Here is a 21,111-nt window from a genome sequence, read left to right on the forward strand (position 1 = left end):
TCGTGTTTCAAAAGGCGAAAAAATAGCTTATTCTGGTAAAACTGGGGAAGCAGAAATACCACATATTCATTTTGAAGTTAGAGAAATTAAGAAATCTGGAAATGATGAAATAGAAATTGTTAGAGATGCTCTTGAATTTGTAGATTATATTGAAATGAGACCAAGGAAATTAGAAGCTTTAGAAATAAGATCAAATAATAGAACTTTTAAACTTTTAGAAGATCAAGTTACAGAAATACCATTTGCAACTTTACCAAAATTGGAGGTTAAAACTCACGAAAAATTAGGAAACAATACTAAAATTATACCTAGAAAAATTTCTTTACGTGTAAATGATGAGTTAGTATATGAAATAGAATTTGATGCAATAAGAGCTGATGAAATGTATTCTGCAAATGCTGTATTTGGATATGGATCCAATATATTTACTTATTGGATTAAATTATATTCGTCATCTTTTATTACTCCTATAAAAGTTAATAGATGGAATGAAATCGCATTTACTCTTAAAGACAGAAATCCAGCTGAATTAATATTAGAAGATATATGGGGAACTGTAAAAATATATAAATTAGTTTTGGTAAAAGAAATGTAACTTAAAATACAATAGATTTTATTTTAAAATTAATTTTTTATAAGTGTATTGATGTATATTTCTGGTATAATAATAATTCGGATATCGATTAAAATATATAAAATTGATATAAAGGAGGAAGCAAATTGAAAAAAAGACTTTTTACAAGCGAAAGTGTTACAGAAGGACACCCAGATAAAGTTGCAGACCAAATTTCTGATGCAATTTTAGACGCTTTATTAGAAAAAGATCCGTTTTCAAGAGTTGCAGTTGAAACTTTAGTTACAACTGGTGTTGCAATGATTGCTGGTGAAATATCAACAAAAGCTTATGTTGATATACCAAAAATAGTAAGACAAACAATATTGGATATTGGATATACAAGAGCAAAATACGGATTTGATGGTGAAACATCTGCTGTATTAGTTTCAATTGATGAACAATCACCTGATATAGCAATGGGTGTGGATAAGGCTTTAGAAGCAAAAACAGGAGAAATAAAAGAGGAAGATCCATATGAAAAAATTGGTGCTGGTGACCAAGGTATTATGTTTGGTTATGCTACAAATGAAACTCCTGAAATGATGCCATTACCAATAGTTTTGGCTCATAAATTAGCATATAGATTAACAGAAGTTAGAAAAAATGGAACTTTAGACTTCTTAAGACCTGATGGAAAAACTCAAGTTACAGTTGAATATGATGAAAACGGAAAACCTGTAGAAGTTGAAACTATTTTAATTTCTACTCAACATGAACCAGATGTTACTTTAGAAAAAATTGGAGAAGCTTTAGTTGAACATGTAATTAAACCTATTATACCAGAAAATTTATTAACAGAAAATACTAGAATTCTAATAAATCCTACAGGAAGATTTGTATTAGGAGGACCACATGCTGATACAGGTTTAACTGGTAGAAAAATTATTGTTGATACATATGGTGGTTGGGTACCACATGGAGGAGGAGCATTTTCTGGAAAGGATCCAACAAAAGTAGATAGATCAGCTCATTACATGGCTCGTTATGTTGCAAAAAATATTGTTGCAGCTGGATTAGCTGATGAAGTAATGATTCAACTAGGATATGCTATTGGTGTTGCAAAACCTGTTTCAATATTAATTGATACTAAAGGAACTGCAAAAGTTGATGAAGATAAATTATATAAAGTGGTTACTGAAATGTTTGATTTTAGACCTGGAGCTATTATTAAAAATCTAGATTTATTAAAACCAATTTATAAAAAAACTGCTGCATACGGTCATTTTGGAAGAACTGATGTAGAATTCCCATGGGAAAGAACAGATAAAGTTAATGACTTAAAAACCGCATTTGGATTATAATAATAAAATAATATAAAGGAGGAAAATCAAAGTGCCAAATATTAAATCAGCTAAAAAAAGAGTGAGACAAACATCAAAAAGAAGATTAAGAAACAAAGCTTATAAAACAAGAGTTAAAAACTCAATTAAAAAGGTGTTAATTGCTATTGAAGAGAAAAAAGAAAAAGAAGTTTTAAATGAATTATTAAGTAATGCATTTTCTGTAATCGATAAAGCTGCTAAAAAAGGTGTTATTCACAGAAATAACGCTTCTAGAAAAAAAGCTAGATTAACAAAAAAAGTTAAAGAATACTTAGGCGAAGAAGCTTAATAAAACCCCCAGCACATTGCCGGGGGTTTTATTATATTTTTGATATTGCAATATCTATTAATTTCATAAGCTCTTTTGATATCTTTTCTGCATCACTTAATAATTTCATATTTTTATCTTTATTTTTATACTCAAATTCTTTAGCATATTCATGTAATTCTTTATGCAATTTTTCTATTTCATTCCAAATATTTTTTATTTCATCAGGAATGTTATTTGAAATGATTTTAATTAAAATACCAAATGCGCATTTTTCATGATTATCTTCTAATAATAATTTCAAATCATTTTCTGCTGATTGTTTAAATTTTTCAATCCAATCTTTGTGTAATTTTTTTGCATTTTCTAATTCTGTTATCAAATCTTTTTTGGTAAATAATTTAAATGAGGAGAACATATTAATAGTTTCTATTAATTTGTTAGATTCTCTTTCTACTTTATTCAATAATTCTGAATTTCTATTTTCAATAACATTTTGTTCTTCTACTATCTTATCCATATTCTCTTTTAATAAATTAATTAATTCCGTTATATTTTGAGAAGATGCTGTTAATTCTTCAACTGATGCGCCTTGTTCCTGAGCACTAGCTGCAAGATTATCAGAATAATTTGATATTTTATCCACTGAATTAATTAATTCAAACAACTTTTCCGTTGTATCTTTATTTATAACTGCAATTACATCTATATTTTTTGACATTCCCATTACCATATATGATGTTTCATTAACACCATCCATTACATCTCCAAGATTATCCCTTATGCTTTCCGCTGCTTTTCTACTTTCCTCAGCAAGTTTTCTTATTTCATCTGCTACTACTGCAAAACCTTTTCCAGCTTCTCCCGCTCTTGCAGCTTCAATTGCTGCATTTAATGCTAATAAATTTGTTTGTTCAGAAATTCCAGTTATTGCTTCAACAACATCATTTATTATTTCTGCTTTTTTAGAAACTTCTTTTACCTTTTTAACAATTGGTATCATATTTTTAGATATTTCATCCATTGTTTTATTAACTTTATCAAGACCATTTTTACCTCTTTTAGCTATTTCATTTATCTCATGAGCAACTCCACTTAATTCAACAGCTGTATTTGCCAAACTCTGAATATTATCAGAAATTTCAAATGTACTCGCATTCTGTTGTTCAATATAACCGGTAATTGTATTTAATGACTCCTCATTTTTTAATAAAGATTTATTTGCATTCTTAAAAACATCATCGAAGTTTTTAAGCTCTCTATGTATAAAATTAAATTGAACCACATTATTTCTGAATTTATTAAAAAAGTTAATTAATGAAACTCTAAACGATGTAATAAAATTATTGAAATATTTTGAAATCTCACCTATTTCATCCTCAAATTTATATTCCAATTTACTAATTAAATCTCCGCCACTTTGAGATAATTCAAACAATTTATTTTTTACGGAATATAATGGTTTTAGTATTTTCGAAATAAAAATATATATTACTATCAAACTTAAAATTATGAATATAGAAATAACTACAATTATAATTTCTAATTTTAATATAGATTTCTCAAATTCATTGGTTTTATTGTTAGTTAAATTATCATTAATTTTTTCTAATTCCTCAAATGCATTTAATGCTGGTGTATCATTTATTTTTATTTTATTGTCTATATCAGATATTGAAAGACCTTGTTTTTTCAATTCTACAGCTAATTTAATATTTTTTCCATATAATTCAAAAGTATTTTTTATTATTTCAAGATTTTTTATTTCTTCTTCTGTTACATTTGGAATTTTTTTGTATTCTTCAAAATCATTTAAAACTTGTTTTTCTTTTTCAAGAAATGTCGAAACATATTTTTCATTACCTCTTAAAACATAATTTTTAAATAAATGAATTCCCCCGCCATATCCATATTGTTCTTTTATATCTGATAAAATAATTTGTCTTTTCGTTATAGTATCCACATAATCGTACCATTCTAATTTTAATAATTTAATTTCATTAATCATAAAAAAACCTATAATAAGAAATACAATAATACCGATTACAATCATTAAAAACATTTTTGTTTTTATTTTCATCTTAAGATTCCTCCTTTGTTATTGTTAAAAAAATACTAATATTATAGTAATGTTTTTTTATTAATTATAACATAAAAAAACAAATTGACAAAATTACAAATTTGAGATTAATTTAATTAAATTTTATTAAAAATAAAAAGTTACAATCAGGTTATATCTATTATAAGATCATCAATATGAACAACAAAATTAGATTTTTTCTTTATCTATACTATTTGAAACTAACTTATTTTTACACTATAAATACAATGCTTTCATTAAAATATGATATCATAATAAATAATAACCTTTTTCAAAGGAGGAAAAAAAATGCATGATAAAATTGGGGTATTAAAATATTTTATTAAACCCCAGTATTATGATATATATCCATTAAAATGGAATGAAATTTTTGGTAATAAAAGAAAAATATATGTTGAAATTGGGTTTGGAAGTGGAGAATATATGGCTGCACTTGCAAAAGAAAATCCTGATATTAATTTTATAGGTTTTGAAACATCTTTAACAGCTTTATATAAGGCTCAAGTAAAATTTTATAAAAACAATATAAAAAATGCACGTGTTATTCAAGGTGATGCACGATTATTAATTAGAGAATTATTTCCTTCAAATTCTATTTCAAAATTAATAGTTAACTTTCCATGTCCATGGCCAAAACAAAGACATAAAGAAAGAAGAATTTTTATAAAATCGTTTATAAATACTCTTGCTGATGTTTTAAAAAAAGGTGGAACAATAGAGTTAGCAACTGATGTTGATTGGTATGCACATGAAGTATATAATAATTTTAAAGATTCAGAATTTTTTGAGGAGTATGATATAATAGAAAATTTTGAAAGACCTATAAAAACAAAATATGAATTAAAATGGGACAAAGAAGGAAGGAAGAAATATCTGTTTATTGCTAAAAAGATTAAAGATTATAAAATTAATAGAATATTAGAAGGGGTGAGTGAATTGCCACATAAAAATATAAAAGATATTGATATAGAAAAATTAAAAGATTTAAAAGATAAATACATAAAAGAAAATAACCTATCTTTTACAGTAAATTCTATTTATGAAGATTTACTAAATGATAGATATTTATTAAGGGTTGTTTCAACGGATGATGATTTTATGCAACAATATTATATTTCTATTTATAAAAAAACTAAAGATTGGCTTGTTAAATTAGATTCAACTACTATTCCCTATAGAACACCTGCTGTAAAATTTTCCGTATATAAAATTGCTGAAATAATAGAAAAATGAAAAATTTATATTCTTATTGTGGTTTTGATTGTAGCAAATGTCCTGTATATGTTGCTACTATAAACAATGATTATAATTTAAAAATGGAGTTAGTAAAAAAATATAATACCGAAGAAAATCCTTTAACTATAGAGGATATTAAATGTTTAGGTTGTAAAAATAAGAAAATTTTATTCAAATATTGTTATGAATGCAAAATAAGAAATATAGGTATAAATACTAAATAAAAAAATAACGCCTCCAATAAATGGAGGCTAATATTATATTTCTTCAACCTTATTATAAATTTTATTAAAATTAAATAAAAACAATGTTGAAACAAGGCTAATTATAGACAATATTAAAATAAAGAAGTTCATTCCACCCATAGAATAAAACAATGACAAATATGGTCCAAAGAAATTTCCACTTATTCTAAATGCTGAAAATACAGCCATACCTTTTTCTTCAAAACCAACTGATAAATAAGAGGCATATTCACTACTCATTGTCAATGATAATCCTAAAAATAATCCTGAAATAACTATTAATACTAAAAATAAAATCGTTGAAATTGTGTTTGCAAATATTGATAATATCAAAATAATAAATGTTGCCAATGGTATCCAAATTTTTACTCCACTAATTTTATGTTTAAAGAGATTTCCCATCATTAATGATATTGAAAATATTGAAATATATATCTTTCCTAAAATTGGATTGTTAATATTTTTTTCAATAAACAAAGGCATAGTTGCTTGAAAACCAACTATTATTGCTAAAGTTAGTATTCCAAAAAATGCTGCTAAAAATATTCTTGGAGAAAATTTTGTAACCTGTTTTAGACTTTTTTCTGAATTGATTTCTATAACTGGCAATTGTTTATATACAAATAATGTTGCTATAAATAAGATTATACCAACTGTCATTAATACATAATATGACATATATATAAATCCTGTACCAATTATCAATGGACCCATAACAGCACCAAAACTTGCTAAGAATTCAATTAACCCAAAGTACTTAGTTTGTTCTTTAGCTGATAAATTTGATTTAGATACAACTGTTAAAGCATTTGCAAACAAAGCTGAGTCTGCAATACCTTGGATAGCACGAAAAATTATTGCTAAAACAGGAATTTTTAAAGATATTCCAGATAAATAAATAGCTGAACTCCATAAAGCCATAGAATATAAAAATGTTTTACTTTCGCCTTGCTTTTCTAATATCCTTCCCCAAAAAGAACCAAATAATATTGATACTAATGGAGTTATACCTATAAATGTACTTGCAAGCATTGTTGAACCAAATATTTCAGTTAATTGAGGAAATGATGATGCTATACCTACTTGAACAAAAACTTGCAAAAATGGCAATGCAAGTATAAACTTTAATTTACTATTTTTCAATATAAATCGACCTCCATTATCTATTCTAATTTTCCTATTTACTTTAAACTATTTACATTAAGATGCTGTGTATAATCTTTACTCGAGGTTTAACTTAATGATAATAGTTTTTTCTAAATAACTTTCTAAATCAAACTTTAATATTTATGAAAAAAATTTTTAGTGTAAATATTAATTGTTAATCACTTTTTTGATATATATATATATTAAAATTTGTTTCTAAATAATTGTTATAAACTTAATATGTTATAATATAACAGAACAGTTAATAATTATCAACTATAGTTAATATCTAAAATGCTTATTAAATAGTGACTATAAAAGATAACAACACAAAATGTTGATAACTCATATTTTTGTTGATAATATTATGAACTTCTCGTGTTTATAAATATTATTTAATAACAAAAATATGAACTAATGACGTTGAAAGTTTTTTATTTTACAACTAAAAAATAGTTAACAACAATAAATATAGTATATTTGTTCTATATAAATTTTATGAACAAAAAAAATTTTATAAATCAAATTTTTATTTTGTGTTTTTGAACATTATATAATATACATAAATAAATGATTCTATTAACTTAACAACAAACAACATCACTATAGCACCTACACCTATAAATAATATATATAAAGGAGAATAAAAATGAAAAAAATATTGTTGTTTATTTTAATAAGTATATTAATGTTATTTTTATTTGATATTTATTATATAAAAAGATCAACAACAAAAATAACAAAAAACCTAAATATAGAAAAGAAAGATACTCAAAAAGAAGAGATAATAAATATAGATGTTTATAATCAAGATAAAAACGTAATAGTAAAAACATGGTTTAAAATCATAACTGATGGAAAATCCGTAATTTTAAAGGATATATTATATTCAAAAGAAAAAATATATATAATCGGACAAAATGAAAAAATAAATAATAACTTATTAATTATTACAATGAACTTATCAGGAAATATTATATCCAAAAAAGAAATTTCCGTATCTTCTAATACAAAAGTATACAAAGCTGAACTTATTGACAATAATATTTATATAGTCGGAACTCAGGACTTTAAACCAGTTATTTATATAATTAGTAATACTGGAGAATTATTAAAATCAAAAACATTTGAAAAAAACGGCGAATTCTTTAATATAAAAAAAGATATGTTTGATAATATATATATAGTAGGATATATCATAGAAAATTCAAAGAAAACTGGATATTTTATGGAAATTAATAAAAAAATTGAGAAGTTAAATGAATTTAAAATTAATTGGTATAATGATGAAATAATAACAAATTTAATTCCTGACAGAGATTTTATATATTTAATAGGTTATACCAACTCTACTGCAAATAATAATAAAAACATATTTTTAATAAAATTAAATAAACTTAATTACAACAACTATACTATAACAAAATATGGTAAAGAGCAATTAAATGAAATTGGATATACCATTTTAAAAGATGATAATAATTTTTATATAGTTGGTTATAGCACAACATTAAATAATTTCCCTTGGAAATTACTTGTAATAAAAATAGACAAAAACTTTAATGAATTATGGAGAAAAGATTATTTATTAAAAAAATCATCAAGAGGCTTAGATTCATTTATTTATAATGATAATATTTATATTTCAGGATATGCACTTGAAAATAATAATGATTTTGACGGATTTTTAGTTTTTATTAATAAAAATGATGGTGTATTATTAAAAGAAAATTATTATGGAGAAATATATGATGAAAGAATATTAAATTCTAAATTAATAAATAATAAAGCTATTTTATCTGTGGGATATCAAAAAAGCGAAGAAGGTATTTCAGGAATAATATTATATTCAAATCTAGACGGAAGACTTAATGATTTTATGAAATAATATGTTATAATTTATATATAAACCTTTTAGGAGGGTAATAATATGAAAAAAAATAAAATAACTTTATATCATTTGATTTCAAAAAATATCATAACTATTGTTATAACTGGTATAATAGCAGTTTTGATTGTTATAACATTTATGAGTTATTTTAATTTTAAAAAAATTGAGAACTCTTTTAGAGAAAATGCTAAACAACTTGTAAGTATAACGTTTAATTCATTATATAGCACTATATATGATTATGATGAAAGATACTATACGGGTTTAGATATGTTTATAGAATATCTAAAAACAGATCAAGAAAATTTAGATGAGAAAATATTAGATTTTATGTATGTAAATAAAAGATTAGGAGAAGAAGCAACCATAACAAAGGTTGAAATGAATAATATTGATTTTAAAATACAAAATAAATTAAAAGAATTAAGTAATTTTGATTATTTTATAGAATTAGATTTAACCTCTAAAACTCTTATTAGAAATGTTTATTTGAAATTAAATGATAATTTTTATATGCTAAAAACAATGTTACCTATTGGAAAAATTGAAAATATAATTAATAATTTAGCATATTTGAAAGAAAAATATGATTTTATAAGTTATATAAATATATGCACTCATTCATTTGAAAGCTTATCTGATAAATTCCCAGAATTAAGTGAAGAAGACACTAATTATTTAATGCAAGTTTTTGATACAGAAAAAGAAATAATCATTGAAAATATGAATGGAATTAATTTCTACAGTATATGGAAATATGAAGATGAAAAGACTCTTTTTAGACCTATAGGAATAGTGCTTAAGTTAGATTTTAGTTTATTTAAAAATAATATGTTAATTAATATAATAATGTTTATTATAGCTTTAAGCATTATTTTATATTTTATATCAAAAAAAGCACATCAGGTTTCAAAACAAATATCTAGACCTTTTGAAATTATACTGGATAATATGAAAAAATTTCAGAAAACAAGATATCTTGAATATGATAAAATTATGGAAAAATGTGAGATTAAGGAAATAAATGAATTAATGATAGAATATCAAAAAATGACTGAAGATATCATGTCATCATTCGAGGAAATAAATGCTATGAATGAAGAATTAGAATCTTCATATAAAGAAATTGAAAAAGTAAATAACGAATTAGAAGAAGCATATATAAATTTCAGTACACAATTATCAATAATAGCAGAAGGTTATGATGAAAACACAGGAAATCATGTTAACAGAGTAGGAGAATTATCAGCTTTTATAGCAAAAAAACTTGGTGTAAAAGAAGAAAATATTCAAAAAATAAAATATTATGCACCTCTTCATGATATAGGTAAAATAATGGTTCCAAAAGAAATTTTAAATAAAAAAGGAAGATTAACTGAAGAAGAATATGAAATAATGAAAAAACATACTATTTATGGTGGTTTAATATTAGGAAATTCTCCAAGATTTGAAATAGCAAAAAATATAGCATTATATCATCATGAAAAACATAATGGCAAAGGATATCCATATGGATTAAAAGGCGATGATATTCCTCTTTGTGCAGCTATTGTATCTATTGTGGATGTTTATGATGCATTACGTTCAGAAAGACCTTACAAACCAGCTTTTTCTCATGAAAAAGCAATGGAAATTATACTTAATGGTGATGATAGAACAAACCCAAATGATTTTAATCCAGAAGTTTTAAAAGTGTTTAAAGAATATGAAAAAGAGATAAAAGAATTATGGGAAGAAATTAATCAGCATAGCTCAAAATTATATGAAATTTTAAAGGATATAGAAAAATAACCGGATTTTTTCCGGTTATTTTTTATGCTCCTAATTCTAAAAATTTAAACTGAGAAATATATAGTTTATAATAAAATCCTTTTTTATTCATTAGTTCATAATGGTTTCCTGTTTCTACAATCTTTCCTTTATCAATATAGAATATTCTATCAGCATTTCTAATAGTAGATAATCTATGTGCAATTACAAATGAAGTTCTCCCTTTTAATAATAATTTTATTCCATCTTGCACTAATTGTTCTGTATGTGTATCGATATTTGAAGTAGCTTCATCAAGAATTAATATTCTTGGATTTGCCAATAATGCTCTGGCAAATGATATTAACTGTCTTTCTCCTATAGATAATCTAACGCCTCTTTCATTTACATCAGTATCATATCCTTTTTCTAATTTCATAATAAATTCATGAGCGTGGACAGCTTTAGCAGCATTAATAATTTCTTTATCAGTAGCATCTAATTTTCCATATTTTATATTATTTTTTATAGTATCAGAAAATAAAAATGTATCTTGTAGCATAATTCCCATTTGCGATCTTAATGAGTATAAATCAACTTTTTTAATATTATATCCATCTATTAATACTTGTCCTTTTTTAGGGTCATAAAATCTACTAATTAAATTTACTATTGTTGTTTTTCCAGCACCTGTTGGACCGACTAATGCTATAGTTTCTCCAGGATTAATCTTAAACGATATATTATTCAAAACAACATCCTGGTCATAAGAAAAATATACATTTTTAAATTCTACTTTACCCTTTATTTTTGGTATAAGTTGGGCATTTTGGGGATTTATAATATCTGGTTTTGTGTCCAATATTTCAAAAATTCTTTCTCCGGCAGATATATTTGTGACCAAAGAGTTATAAAAATTACTTAAATTCATAATAGGTCTCCAAAACATTCCAATATAACCAACAAAAGCAACAACTGTTCCAACTGTTACTTCATTTAAATCTATCATTTTTACGCTTAAATAAAATACTAAAACGCTCCCTATACCCCAGGATATAAAAACCATCGCCCAAAACCCATCATTTATTTTAACAGCCCTTACAAAAGAATTCATCATTTTATTTGTTAAAAACTTAAATTTTTTATTTGTTTTATTTTCACTGGTAAATGATTTTACAATTCTAATACCTGATATCTCTTCATGTGTGAATGCATTTAATTCAGACCTATTATTCCTATAATCCATCCATCTTTTTCTACTAATAACTTCTATTAAAAATAATCCAATAATCAATAAAGGCAAAATAATCATAGATGCTAACGCCAGTTTATAATTCATATAAAACATAATTCCAGCAACAAATATTAAAGTTAATAATTCTGGTACTAAACTTGTTATACTATTAGAAAATAATTGTTCTAATGAATTTACATCATTCACAACCCTTGCTAGTATCTTTCCAACAGGTCTATTATCAAAAAATGAAAAGGATAATTTTTGAATATGATTATATAATTCATGCCTTATATTTAACACAATTTTATTAGTAATCTTTCCCATCTCTACTATTCTTATTCTTGAAAGAACTAAAGCAAATAAATTTAATATAACCAATACTAATCCAATAAATAACAGACCATTTAAATTTTTATTTGTAATATATGTATCAATTGCAATCTTAAAAAAATATGGATTAATTAAATTTATAACCATAACGACAACCATTAAAAATATTACAAATATTGTTTTTGGAACAAATGGTTTTAAATATGAAAATATCCTTAAAATAGTATTTATTTTAGACATTAAATCACCTCATCTCTTATTAAATCCTCAAAGTCTTTAAATTGCTCTTTAAATATTTCATAGTATTTACCTTTTTTTTCTAACAAATCATCATGAGTACCTCTTTCTATTATTTCACTATTTTCTAAAAAAATAATTTCATCAGCATTTTTTACTGCAGAAATTCTATGTGCAATAATAATTTTTGTATTTTGTTTTTCTTTTGAATATATACTTTTTAATAATTCATATTCTGTATCCAAATCAAGTGCTGATGTAGCATCATCAAAAATTATTATAGGTGAATGTTTCATTATTCCCCTTGCAATAGTTAAACGTTGTTTTTGACCACCAGATAAACCAAGACCTCTTTCACCAACAACGGTATTGTATTTCTCTGGTAATTTCATAATAAATTCATGAGCTTGTGCTTCAATACAGGAATTTATTATCTCATTATCAGTAGCATCTTCTTTTCCATATTTTATATTCTCTTTAATTGATTCTGAAAATAAGAAAGTATCTTGGAAAATATAACTAATATTCTTTCTTAAAGAGTGTAAAGAAATATCTTTTATATTTATACCATCAATTAAAATTTCCCCATCTTCTATTTCATAAAATCGAGAAATCAATGTGCTTTTACCAGAACCAGTAGGTCCCATAATAGCTAAAGTTTTTCCTTCTTCAATTTTAAAAGTAATATTTTTTAAAACATATTCATTATCATATTTAAAGTTAACATTTTTAAATTCTAAAATACCTTTGGCATTTTCCAAATTAATTCCATTAAAGTTTTCCTCTTTTTCATTTAAAATTTTTTCAATTTTTTTAGCAGATGCATTTGCTTGGGATAAAATATTTGATAACCATCCAATTAATCTCATAGGCCATACAATCATCCACATATATCCATTAAAAGCTACCAATGTACCTAAAGATATATTTTCATTAATAACATACATACCTCCAATTGTAATAATTAAAATTAAAGAAACATTACCTAAAAACTCAATAGTTGGAAAATATTTACCCCAAATTCGCGATTTCATAATATTTAAATTATAATTTTCATTATTTAATTTTAAAAATTTTAATATTTCATGTTTTTCCCTTGCGAAGGCTTTAACAAGCCTAACACCAGAAATATTTTCTTGAGCTGTTGTATTAATAACAGCTGTTTGATCACTAATTTTATCAAAAGCTTTACCTATTTCTTTTTCTAATTTGGTTGCAAGATATGCAATAAAAGGTGCAGATATTAAACTGATTAAAGCTAATTTCCAGTTTAAATAAAATAACACAATACTACCAAGAATAAAATATAATGAAAATTCTATAGTTAAACCTATACCAAAACCAAAAGCCATCCAAATGTTATCAATATCTTCTCCTATTCTTGACATTAGCTCTCCTGTGTTAGTTTTATCAAAATATTTAAATGGAAGACTTTGAATATGTTTAAATACATCATATTTTAATTCTTTACTTATTCTTGAACCTACATAATCAAAGGTAAATTCTTGAACATAACCCATTAATGCTCTAAAAATAGTAATAAAAAATATGCTGATTAAAGTTATAAATAGTAAATCTTTTTCTTTATTTATAATAATATTATCTATTACTATTTTATTTAAATATGGAAGAACTAATTCAGCAATAATACCACCAATCATTCCAATTGAAGCTATGATAATATAATTTTTTTGATTAAATACATATTTTAATATTTTTTTCATAAAATAACCTCCTAATTTTTAAAATAAAAAAAGGACTATTGGTTCATACAATAGCCCCTTTATCAAAAAATAAAAAATGGGCTATGATTGTAACAACCATAGCCCAAATAATTTCTTTATCATCAATAATAATTGATGTGAGCAAGGTTATCACATATAGGCACACTACTCCCACTATCAAATGAAGCGAGTGCAAATAATCTTTTAATTAACATGTGACAACCTCCTCTCGTTATTATATTCAATAACATAATATCATATTATTTAATATTCAAAAAAGATGAAAATTTTCAATTATAATTAAATATATATAATTAAGTGTGATTAATATTAAAATTCTATATAAATTTAATATATCTTAAAAAAATAACACAATGAAGTTAATTTTTTAATAAATATTTTATTTTTCTATTTTTATCAATTTTACTGCAGTACCATAAACTAACATTTCAGCAGCTCCTTGCATTACTGCAGAACTTGAAAATCTAACATTGATAATTCCATCAGCACCAAGTTTTTCAGCTTCATTAAGCATTCTCTCATATGCCGTGTTCCTTGCTTCTGTAAGCATTTCAGTATATCCTTTTAATTCGCCCCCAGCCAATGTTTTAAAAGCTGCAGCAATATCTCTTCCTAAATGTTTTGATTGAACAGTATTTCCTATTACAACACCTAAAATTTCTTTTATTTCATATCCAGGAATTTTTTCACCAGTAGTTACTATCATAATCCCCCACCTTTCAATTTATTTTATTTATCCATTTAATAATATCTTTTATAACTGTTTCATCAACATGTCCCTCTTTATAATATTCATATGGATTAGGATCACCATTACCTGAAATAAATAAATGATTTAGATTATTATATAAATGAGCCTCATAATTTTTTGCTAAACTTTTTAAAATATTATAGTCTTTTTCAGTAACTTGATAATCTCTTTTTCCTTGTAAAATTAATATTGGTAAATTTAATTCAGGAATAAATTTTACAGGATTATATTTTCTTAATTCTTTGTAATAATATACTGGAGCACCCAATATAATTTCATTGTCTGATAAATTATCTATATTTTCAAGTTTTTTAATAATATCATCATACAATTTTTTATTATCCTCGTTTTCAAATTTTTTTAAATATTTCAATTGTTCGGTGGTTAATTTTTCTAAATGTCTTCCAGGTGCTGCCATTAATATTATACCAGAGATTAGATGATTATTTTTTGCAATATATGGAGCTAAATATCCTCCTAAACTATGTCCAACAATATATATGTTTTTAACATAATCTAATTTTGATAGATAATCTATAGCGTAATTTACATCTTCAAAAACTTCATCATTTATAGTTATATTTTTCATTTTATTACCATATACTTTTGTTCTCTTATCATATCTTAAAACAACAATACCATTACTTGATAAACCATATGCAATATCTTTAAATACTTTATTAGGTCCTATACTTTCATCCATATCATTTGGACCTGAACCATGAATTAATAATATTGCAGGAAAAGGACCATTACCATTAGGTATAGTTAATTTCCCATTCAGCTTCCATTTTTTTCCTATAATGATATCCTTTTCTTTAAATTTTTTTGTATTGGCATATAGTGGAATATTATAATCATAATTTTGTGCTTGATTAAAAAATAGACCTGCAACTTTCCCGTATGTATCTACACTAATAATAATAGCTAATTTATTTTTTTCAAATTTTGTAGTAATAATATATACATAATATTCTCCTTTTTTTACGAAATCTATTTTTTCAATGTTTTTAAAATTACCATATATATTTTCTATACTTTCCCAGGTTTCTTTTAATTTCTTTTCTGGTAATTGATTTTTCATAATATTAGTGCTAATTCCAATAGCTTTATCAAATTGTTTTGTATATAGATAATTTAAATATTTCATAGCGATATTTTGATATTTTTCCCCATATGAAATAATTGTTAAAATTAATACAAAAAATACAAATATTTTTTTCATAAAAACACCCCCTAAATTTCTTTATATTTAAATATATAGTAAGAAACTAATATCGTAAACCCTCCTATAACAAATAAACTTATTGAATACTCCCAATTTATATTTCCATTATTAAGGTTTAAAATATATGCATATGTATTTAGCCATTTCAAATTTTTCAAAAAACCTAAAGCTGTTGTTATAGCTAATAATCCTAAAGAAGATATAATAGGTTTTACCTGATCATTAAATAAAGTAGAAAAAAGCACAGTAATGTTATTCCAAAACCAAACAGCAAATAATCCATGAATCATAAATTTTAGAGCATATTGATACATAAAATCTTTTCCAGCAATAAAAGAGTATAAAATTGGTAAGATACTTCCAATAATAATAATTAAAAATCCAATGAATAAGCTAGAAAAAGTTTTTGAATAAAAAATATAATCTCTTGATTTTCTTACAAGTAAAAATTCTATTGTTCCATTTTCTGTTTCTCTAGAAAATAATGGAAATGCCAATATTATTGCAAAAATAGGTATCATTTGACCAAAATTTTTACCGAACCATTGAGAAAATATAAAAAAATTCCATTCATGTAATTTAGAAATCATACCATCAAATCCAAATTTTTTAGCATATATTTCAATAACCTCTTTGTTTTCCTCTAATACACCTATTAAAGTTTTTTGAAATGGTGCTAATGAAAAAAATAATATTAAAATTATTATTAATATAACAAATGATCTAGTTTTCATATCTAAAAATTCTTTTATCATTACCATTCCCCCTTTACAATAGCTTCAAATATTTCATCAATGGTAATAGGATTTCCATCTCTGTTTTTTACTATCCATATGTTTTCATTTTCTAAACTTTTCCATAAAAATCCTTTTGTTTTTTCATTTTTAGGAAGAGATATAGCTGTATATTTATTTTTTATATCATCTAAATAATCTAATTCTAAAATTTTTCCTTTTGACATAAAACCTACTCTATCAACTATTTTTTCAACTTCTGATAATATATGACTTGTATATAATACAGTTTTACCGTTAAATGATAATTCTCTTATTAATTCTAAAACTTTGTTTCTCATTAATGGATCTAAACCCCAAGTAGGTTCATCAAAAATATATATGTCTGCATTTTGAGAAATTACTAATGATGTATATAATTGTGTAAGCATTCCATGTGAGAGATTAGATATTTTGGTTTTTAAATCTAAATTAAAATATTTAATTAAATCATAAGCTTTCCTTATTGAAAAATCATTAGTTAACATATTTGTTATTTTTATCATTTTTTCTATAGTAAAACTTTTATAAAGCTGTTTTTTTTCAGGTAAATATGCAATATTTCCTTTTATTTCAATATTTCCAGCTGTTTTTTTTCTTAAACCTAATATACATTTTATTGTAGTTGTTTTTCCTGCACCATTTGGACCCAATAGTCCAAATATTTCCCCTTTATTTACTGAAAAAGTAATATTATTTACAGCAATTAAATTACCATACTTCTTAGTTAAATTTTCTATATTAATCATTATTTTCACCTCCATTATATATACTTTCTATAATATTTATTAATATATTTTTTTCTATTCTTAATTCCTTTAATTGAATAATATCTCTTCTAAATTTTTCTATATATTTATCTAAGAAAATTTTTTTTTCTATTCCAATAACAATATAACCTTTACCTCTAACTGATTTAATAATATTCTCTTGCTCTAGTTCTCGATATGCTCTTGCTACAGTATTTAAATTTACCCCTAAAATTTGAGCTAAATTTCTAATAGAAGGAATATATTCCCCTTTTCTAATCTCATTGTTTAATATTTTCATTTTTATTTTAGCTTTTATTTGTTCATAAACTGGAACATGCGAATGAAAATCTATAGAAAACCACATTCATATCACCTCTGTAATATTATACTATTACAGTATAAAAATGTCAATCCTAAAACATATATAAAAAAATAATACTATACATATTATTTTCCTCATATTTGATTAAATATTAAATAAAACTTTTACAGAGAATGCTTAATTAAATATACATATATTCACAACAAAATGGAAATAAAGATGCAATTTTTTAGAAACATTAGAGGGATATACTAGAGATGTACCACCCCCCCACCATAGGGGTTATAAAAAAGAAGGAGGAGATTATATGGTTGATAATGAAATTTTAAAAAAAGATAATAATGCAGTTGAAAAAGAACTTAATGTAATTGGAATGACATGTACATCGTGTGCTCTTGCAATTGAAAAAAAACTTGGAAAATTAGAAGGTATTGAAAAAGTAAATGTTAATTTTGCAACTGAAAAACTAACTTTAAAATTTGATCCAAACATAGTTAGCGAAGAGGTTATTAAAGAAGTTGTGAAAGATGTTGGTTATGATGTAGAAGAGCAAGTGGATTATAAAACCGTTACTATTCCAATTGAAGGAATGACATGCTCATCATGTGCAAATGCGATAACAAAAGAAATTAATAAAATTGAAGGAATTGTTTCTGTAAATGTCAATTTTGCTACAGAAAAAGCTATAGTTTCTTATAATCCAACTGTTACGAGATTATCAAAAATAAAAAAAGCAATAGAAAATGCAGGATACAAACCACTTGAAGTTGATTCAAAAGATAGTGTGGATTTTGAAAAAGAAAGGCGTCAAAAAGAAATCAAAACATTATGGAGAAAATTTGTAGTTTCAGCTATTTTTTCAATACCATTATTATATATTTCAATGGGACATTTGTTAGGTGCAAACTTGCCAGAATTTGTAAATCCAGAAGTAAATCCATTTAATTTTGCGCTTATTCAATTATTATTGGTTATCCCAATTGCAATTTCTGGTTATAAATTTTATACAATAGGATTTAGAAATTTATATAAATTAAGTCCAAATATGGATTCATTAATAGCAATAGGTACTTCAGCAGCAATAATTTATGGATTGTTTGGAACTATTCAAATTTATTTTGGTAATACCCAATATGCAAATGATTTGTATTTTGAAACGGCAGGAGTTATTATAACTTTAATTCTTTTAGGTAAATATCTTGAAAGTGTTACAAAAGGAAAGACATCAGAAGCTATAAAAAAGTTAATGGGATTACAACCAAAAACAGCATTAATACTACAAGATGGAAAAGAATTGGAAATTCCTGTAGATGAAGTGGAAGTTGGAGATATTGTTATTGTAAAACCTGGAGAAAAGATACCTGTTGATGGTGTTATTATTGAAGGGCATACATCAGTTGATGAATCAATGCTAACAGGGGAAAGTATTCCAGTTGAAAAAAATATAGGAGATAAAGTTATAGGTGGATCTATAAATAAAAATGGTAATATAAAATTTAAAGCCACAAAGGTTGGTAAAGATACAGCTTTAGCTCAAATAATTAAATTGGTTGAAGAAGCTCAGGGATCAAAAGCACCAATAGCAAAATTAGCAGATGTTATTTCAGGTTATTTTGTACCAATTGTTATAGCAATAGCGATTCTGGCATCAATAGCATGGTATTTAGCAGGTGCAGGTGGAATATTCGCTTTAACAATATTTATAGCAGTTTTAGTTATTGCTTGTCCATGTGCTTTAGGTTTAGCTACACCAACAGCAATAATGGTTGGTACAGGTAAAGGTGCAGAATATGGTGTATTAATAAAAGGTGGAGAACCACTTGAAACAACACATAAGATTAAAACAATAGTTTTTGATAAAACAGGAACCATAACGGAAGGAAAACCAAAAGTTACAGATATATATACAAGTGGAATTTATTCTAAAGATGAATTATTAAGTATAGCAGCTTCAGCGGAAAAAGGATCGGAACATCCATTGGGAGAGGCTATAGTAAAAGCGGCAGAGGAAAAGAATTTAAAATTAAAGAAAATTAATAAATTTATGGCAATTCCAGGACATGGTATTGAAGTAGAAATTGGTAAAATGAATATATATTTGGGTAATTTAAAACTTATGAAAGATAAAAATATTGAAATTTCATTAAATGAAGAAGCAAATAAGTTAGCCCATGAAGGAAAAACACCAATGTTTATAGCAATAAATGGAACTCTCGAAGGAATAATAGCTGTTGCAGATACTGTGAAACCATCAAGTGCAGGTGCAATAGAAAAATTACATAAAATGGGAATTAAAGTTGCAATGATTACAGGAGATAATAGAAAAACAGCAGAAGCGATAGCAAGACAAGTTGGTATAGATATTGTATTAGCAGAAGTTCTTCCACAAGATAAGGCCAATGAAGTTAAAAAACTTCAGCAAAAAGGAGATATTGTTGCTATGGTTGGAGATGGAATAAATGATGCACCAGCGTTAGCTCAAGCAGATGTTGGTATAGCAATAGGTTCAGGTACAGATGTTGCAATGGAATCAGCAGATATAATTCTTATGAAAAGTGATCTTGAAGATGTAGTTAAAGCAATTCAATTAAGTAAAGCAACAATTAGAAATATAAAACAAAATCTTTTCTGGGCTTTTGGTTACAATACCGCAGGTATTCCTATAGCAGCAGGTGTATTGCATATATTTGGAGGACCTTTATTAAGTCCTATGATTGCAGCAGCGGCTATGTCGTTTAGTTCAGTTTCTGTTTTATTAAACGCTTTAAGGTTAAAAACCTTTAAACCAAAAAATTAAAAAACAAAAAAAAGGAGGAGTTAAAATGAAAAAAGTAGTTATTATTGAAGGAATGACATGTGATCATTGTGTTATGCATGTAACTAAAGAATTAGAAAAGATTTCAGGACTAAAAATTATAAAAGTTGAAATTGGAAAAGCGGTGGTAGAAGGCGAAAATATTGATGATTCAATTTTGAAAGAAGCGATAGATGAAGCAGGTTATAAAATAAAAGAGATTAAAGAAAATGATGATGAAGAACATCATATTGAACATAATCATAATCAACATGAAAAACATCATCATGGACATCATATGGAACATAAAGATCATAAAAAACACAAAGGCGGTTGTTGCCACTGATAAATCAAAATGAGGTGAAAAA

Annotated in this window: 18 protein-coding genes; 9 read left to right on the plus strand and 9 right to left on the minus strand. The window is 24.8% G+C overall.

Annotated features, from left to right (window positions below; translation table 11 throughout):
- From ACYQ44_RS06810 to rpsT, 3 genes are all read left to right on the plus strand, one after another.
- The coding region (locus ACYQ44_RS06810; RefSeq protein WP_459996188.1) for a M23 family metallopeptidase at positions 1–595 on the plus strand (595 nt) is incomplete at its 5' end.
- Positions 596–720: 125 nt separating this feature from the next.
- Complete coding sequence (gene metK / locus ACYQ44_RS06815; protein WP_459996189.1) at positions 721–1,917, plus strand: methionine adenosyltransferase; 1,197 nt, start codon at positions 721–723, stop codon at positions 1,915–1,917.
- 31 nt (positions 1,918–1,948) lie between these two features.
- Positions 1,949–2,227 (plus strand): 30S ribosomal protein S20, encoded by a 279-nt coding sequence (rpsT, locus tag ACYQ44_RS06820; protein WP_459996190.1) that lies wholly within the window; start codon positions 1,949–1,951, stop codon positions 2,225–2,227.
- Between the two features lie 31 nt (positions 2,228–2,258).
- Here the strand turns inward: rpsT and ACYQ44_RS06825 are convergent, their stop codons facing one another.
- Positions 2,259–4,286 carry a methyl-accepting chemotaxis protein gene (locus tag ACYQ44_RS06825; protein WP_459996192.1) on the minus strand — a complete coding sequence of 676 codons (2,028 nt, stop codon included), beginning with the start codon at positions 4,284–4,286 and terminating at the stop codon, positions 2,259–2,261.
- 309 nt (positions 4,287–4,595) lie between these two features.
- On the opposite strand from ACYQ44_RS06825, the gene trmB reads away from it, so the two are divergent.
- Together trmB and ACYQ44_RS06835 are read left to right on the plus strand one after the other, a co-directional pair.
- Positions 4,596–5,540 (plus strand): tRNA (guanosine(46)-N7)-methyltransferase TrmB, encoded by a 945-nt coding sequence (gene trmB, locus ACYQ44_RS06830; protein ID WP_459996194.1) that lies wholly within the window; start codon positions 4,596–4,598, stop codon positions 5,538–5,540.
- Complete coding sequence (locus tag ACYQ44_RS06835; protein ID WP_459996196.1) at positions 5,537–5,767, plus strand: DUF3795 domain-containing protein; 231 nt, start codon at positions 5,537–5,539, stop codon at positions 5,765–5,767. The genes trmB and ACYQ44_RS06835 overlap by 4 nt, the downstream gene beginning before the upstream one ends.
- 33 nt (positions 5,768–5,800) lie before the next feature.
- Here ACYQ44_RS06835 and ACYQ44_RS06840 read toward each other — a convergent pair whose 3' ends face one another.
- Positions 5,801–6,931 (minus strand): MFS transporter, encoded by a 1,131-nt coding sequence (locus ACYQ44_RS06840; RefSeq protein ID WP_459996197.1) that lies wholly within the window; start codon positions 6,929–6,931, stop codon positions 5,801–5,803.
- Positions 6,932–7,583: 652 nt separating this feature from the next.
- On the opposite strand from ACYQ44_RS06840, the gene ACYQ44_RS06845 reads away from it, so the two are divergent.
- Together ACYQ44_RS06845 and ACYQ44_RS06850 are read left to right on the plus strand one after the other, a co-directional pair.
- Positions 7,584–8,822, plus strand: coding sequence for a hypothetical protein (locus tag ACYQ44_RS06845; protein WP_459996199.1), 1,239 nt, complete (start codon positions 7,584–7,586; stop codon positions 8,820–8,822).
- Between the two features lie 42 nt (positions 8,823–8,864).
- Complete coding sequence (locus ACYQ44_RS06850) at positions 8,865–10,616, plus strand: HD domain-containing phosphohydrolase (protein ID WP_459996200.1); 1,752 nt, start codon at positions 8,865–8,867, stop codon at positions 10,614–10,616.
- A gap of 22 nt (positions 10,617–10,638) precedes the next feature.
- On the opposite strand, the gene ACYQ44_RS06855 is transcribed toward ACYQ44_RS06850, so the two are convergent.
- From ACYQ44_RS06855 to ACYQ44_RS06885, 7 genes are all read right to left on the minus strand, one after another.
- Positions 10,639–12,381, minus strand: coding sequence for an ABC transporter ATP-binding protein (locus ACYQ44_RS06855; RefSeq protein ID WP_459996201.1), 1,743 nt, complete (start codon positions 12,379–12,381; stop codon positions 10,639–10,641).
- Entirely contained in the window at positions 12,381–14,102 is a 1,722-nt protein-coding gene (locus ACYQ44_RS06860; RefSeq protein ID WP_459996203.1) for an ABC transporter ATP-binding protein, read from the minus strand. Before ACYQ44_RS06860 ends, ACYQ44_RS06855 begins: the two co-directional genes overlap by 1 nt.
- Positions 14,103–14,502: 400 nt before the next feature.
- Complete coding sequence (locus ACYQ44_RS06865; protein ID WP_459996205.1) at positions 14,503–14,829, minus strand: heavy metal-binding domain-containing protein; 327 nt, start codon at positions 14,827–14,829, stop codon at positions 14,503–14,505.
- A 13-nt stretch (positions 14,830–14,842) separates the two neighbouring features.
- Entirely contained in the window at positions 14,843–16,099 is a 1,257-nt protein-coding gene (locus tag ACYQ44_RS06870) for a DUF3887 domain-containing protein (RefSeq protein ID WP_459996206.1), read from the minus strand.
- An 11-nt stretch (positions 16,100–16,110) separates the two neighbouring features.
- Complete coding sequence (locus tag ACYQ44_RS06875; protein WP_459996207.1) at positions 16,111–16,857, minus strand: ABC transporter permease subunit; 747 nt, start codon at positions 16,855–16,857, stop codon at positions 16,111–16,113.
- The gene (locus ACYQ44_RS06880) at positions 16,857–17,624 is read right to left on the minus strand and encodes an ABC transporter ATP-binding protein (RefSeq protein WP_459996209.1); all 768 of its coding nucleotides are present in this window, start codon (positions 17,622–17,624) and stop codon (positions 16,857–16,859) included. The genes ACYQ44_RS06875 and ACYQ44_RS06880 overlap by 1 nt, the downstream gene beginning before the upstream one ends.
- The gene (locus ACYQ44_RS06885) at positions 17,617–17,991 is read right to left on the minus strand and encodes a GntR family transcriptional regulator (protein ID WP_459996211.1); all 375 of its coding nucleotides are present in this window, start codon (positions 17,989–17,991) and stop codon (positions 17,617–17,619) included. The genes ACYQ44_RS06880 and ACYQ44_RS06885 overlap by 8 nt, the downstream gene beginning before the upstream one ends.
- A gap of 265 nt (positions 17,992–18,256) precedes the next feature.
- Here ACYQ44_RS06885 and ACYQ44_RS06890 point away from each other — a divergent pair, with 265 nt between their 5' ends.
- Both ACYQ44_RS06890 and ACYQ44_RS06895 read left to right on the plus strand, forming a co-directional pair.
- Positions 18,257–20,746 (plus strand): heavy metal translocating P-type ATPase, encoded by a 2,490-nt coding sequence (locus ACYQ44_RS06890; RefSeq protein ID WP_459996212.1) that lies wholly within the window; start codon positions 18,257–18,259, stop codon positions 20,744–20,746.
- Positions 20,747–20,771: 25 nt separating this feature from the next.
- Positions 20,772–21,089: a heavy-metal-associated domain-containing protein gene (locus tag ACYQ44_RS06895; RefSeq protein ID WP_459996214.1), complete on the plus strand. Its 318-nt coding sequence runs from the start codon at positions 20,772–20,774 to the stop codon at positions 21,087–21,089.
- The last annotated feature ends 22 nt before the right edge of the window (positions 21,090–21,111 follow it).

It is taken from the genome of Marinitoga arctica, assembly GCF_054657315.1.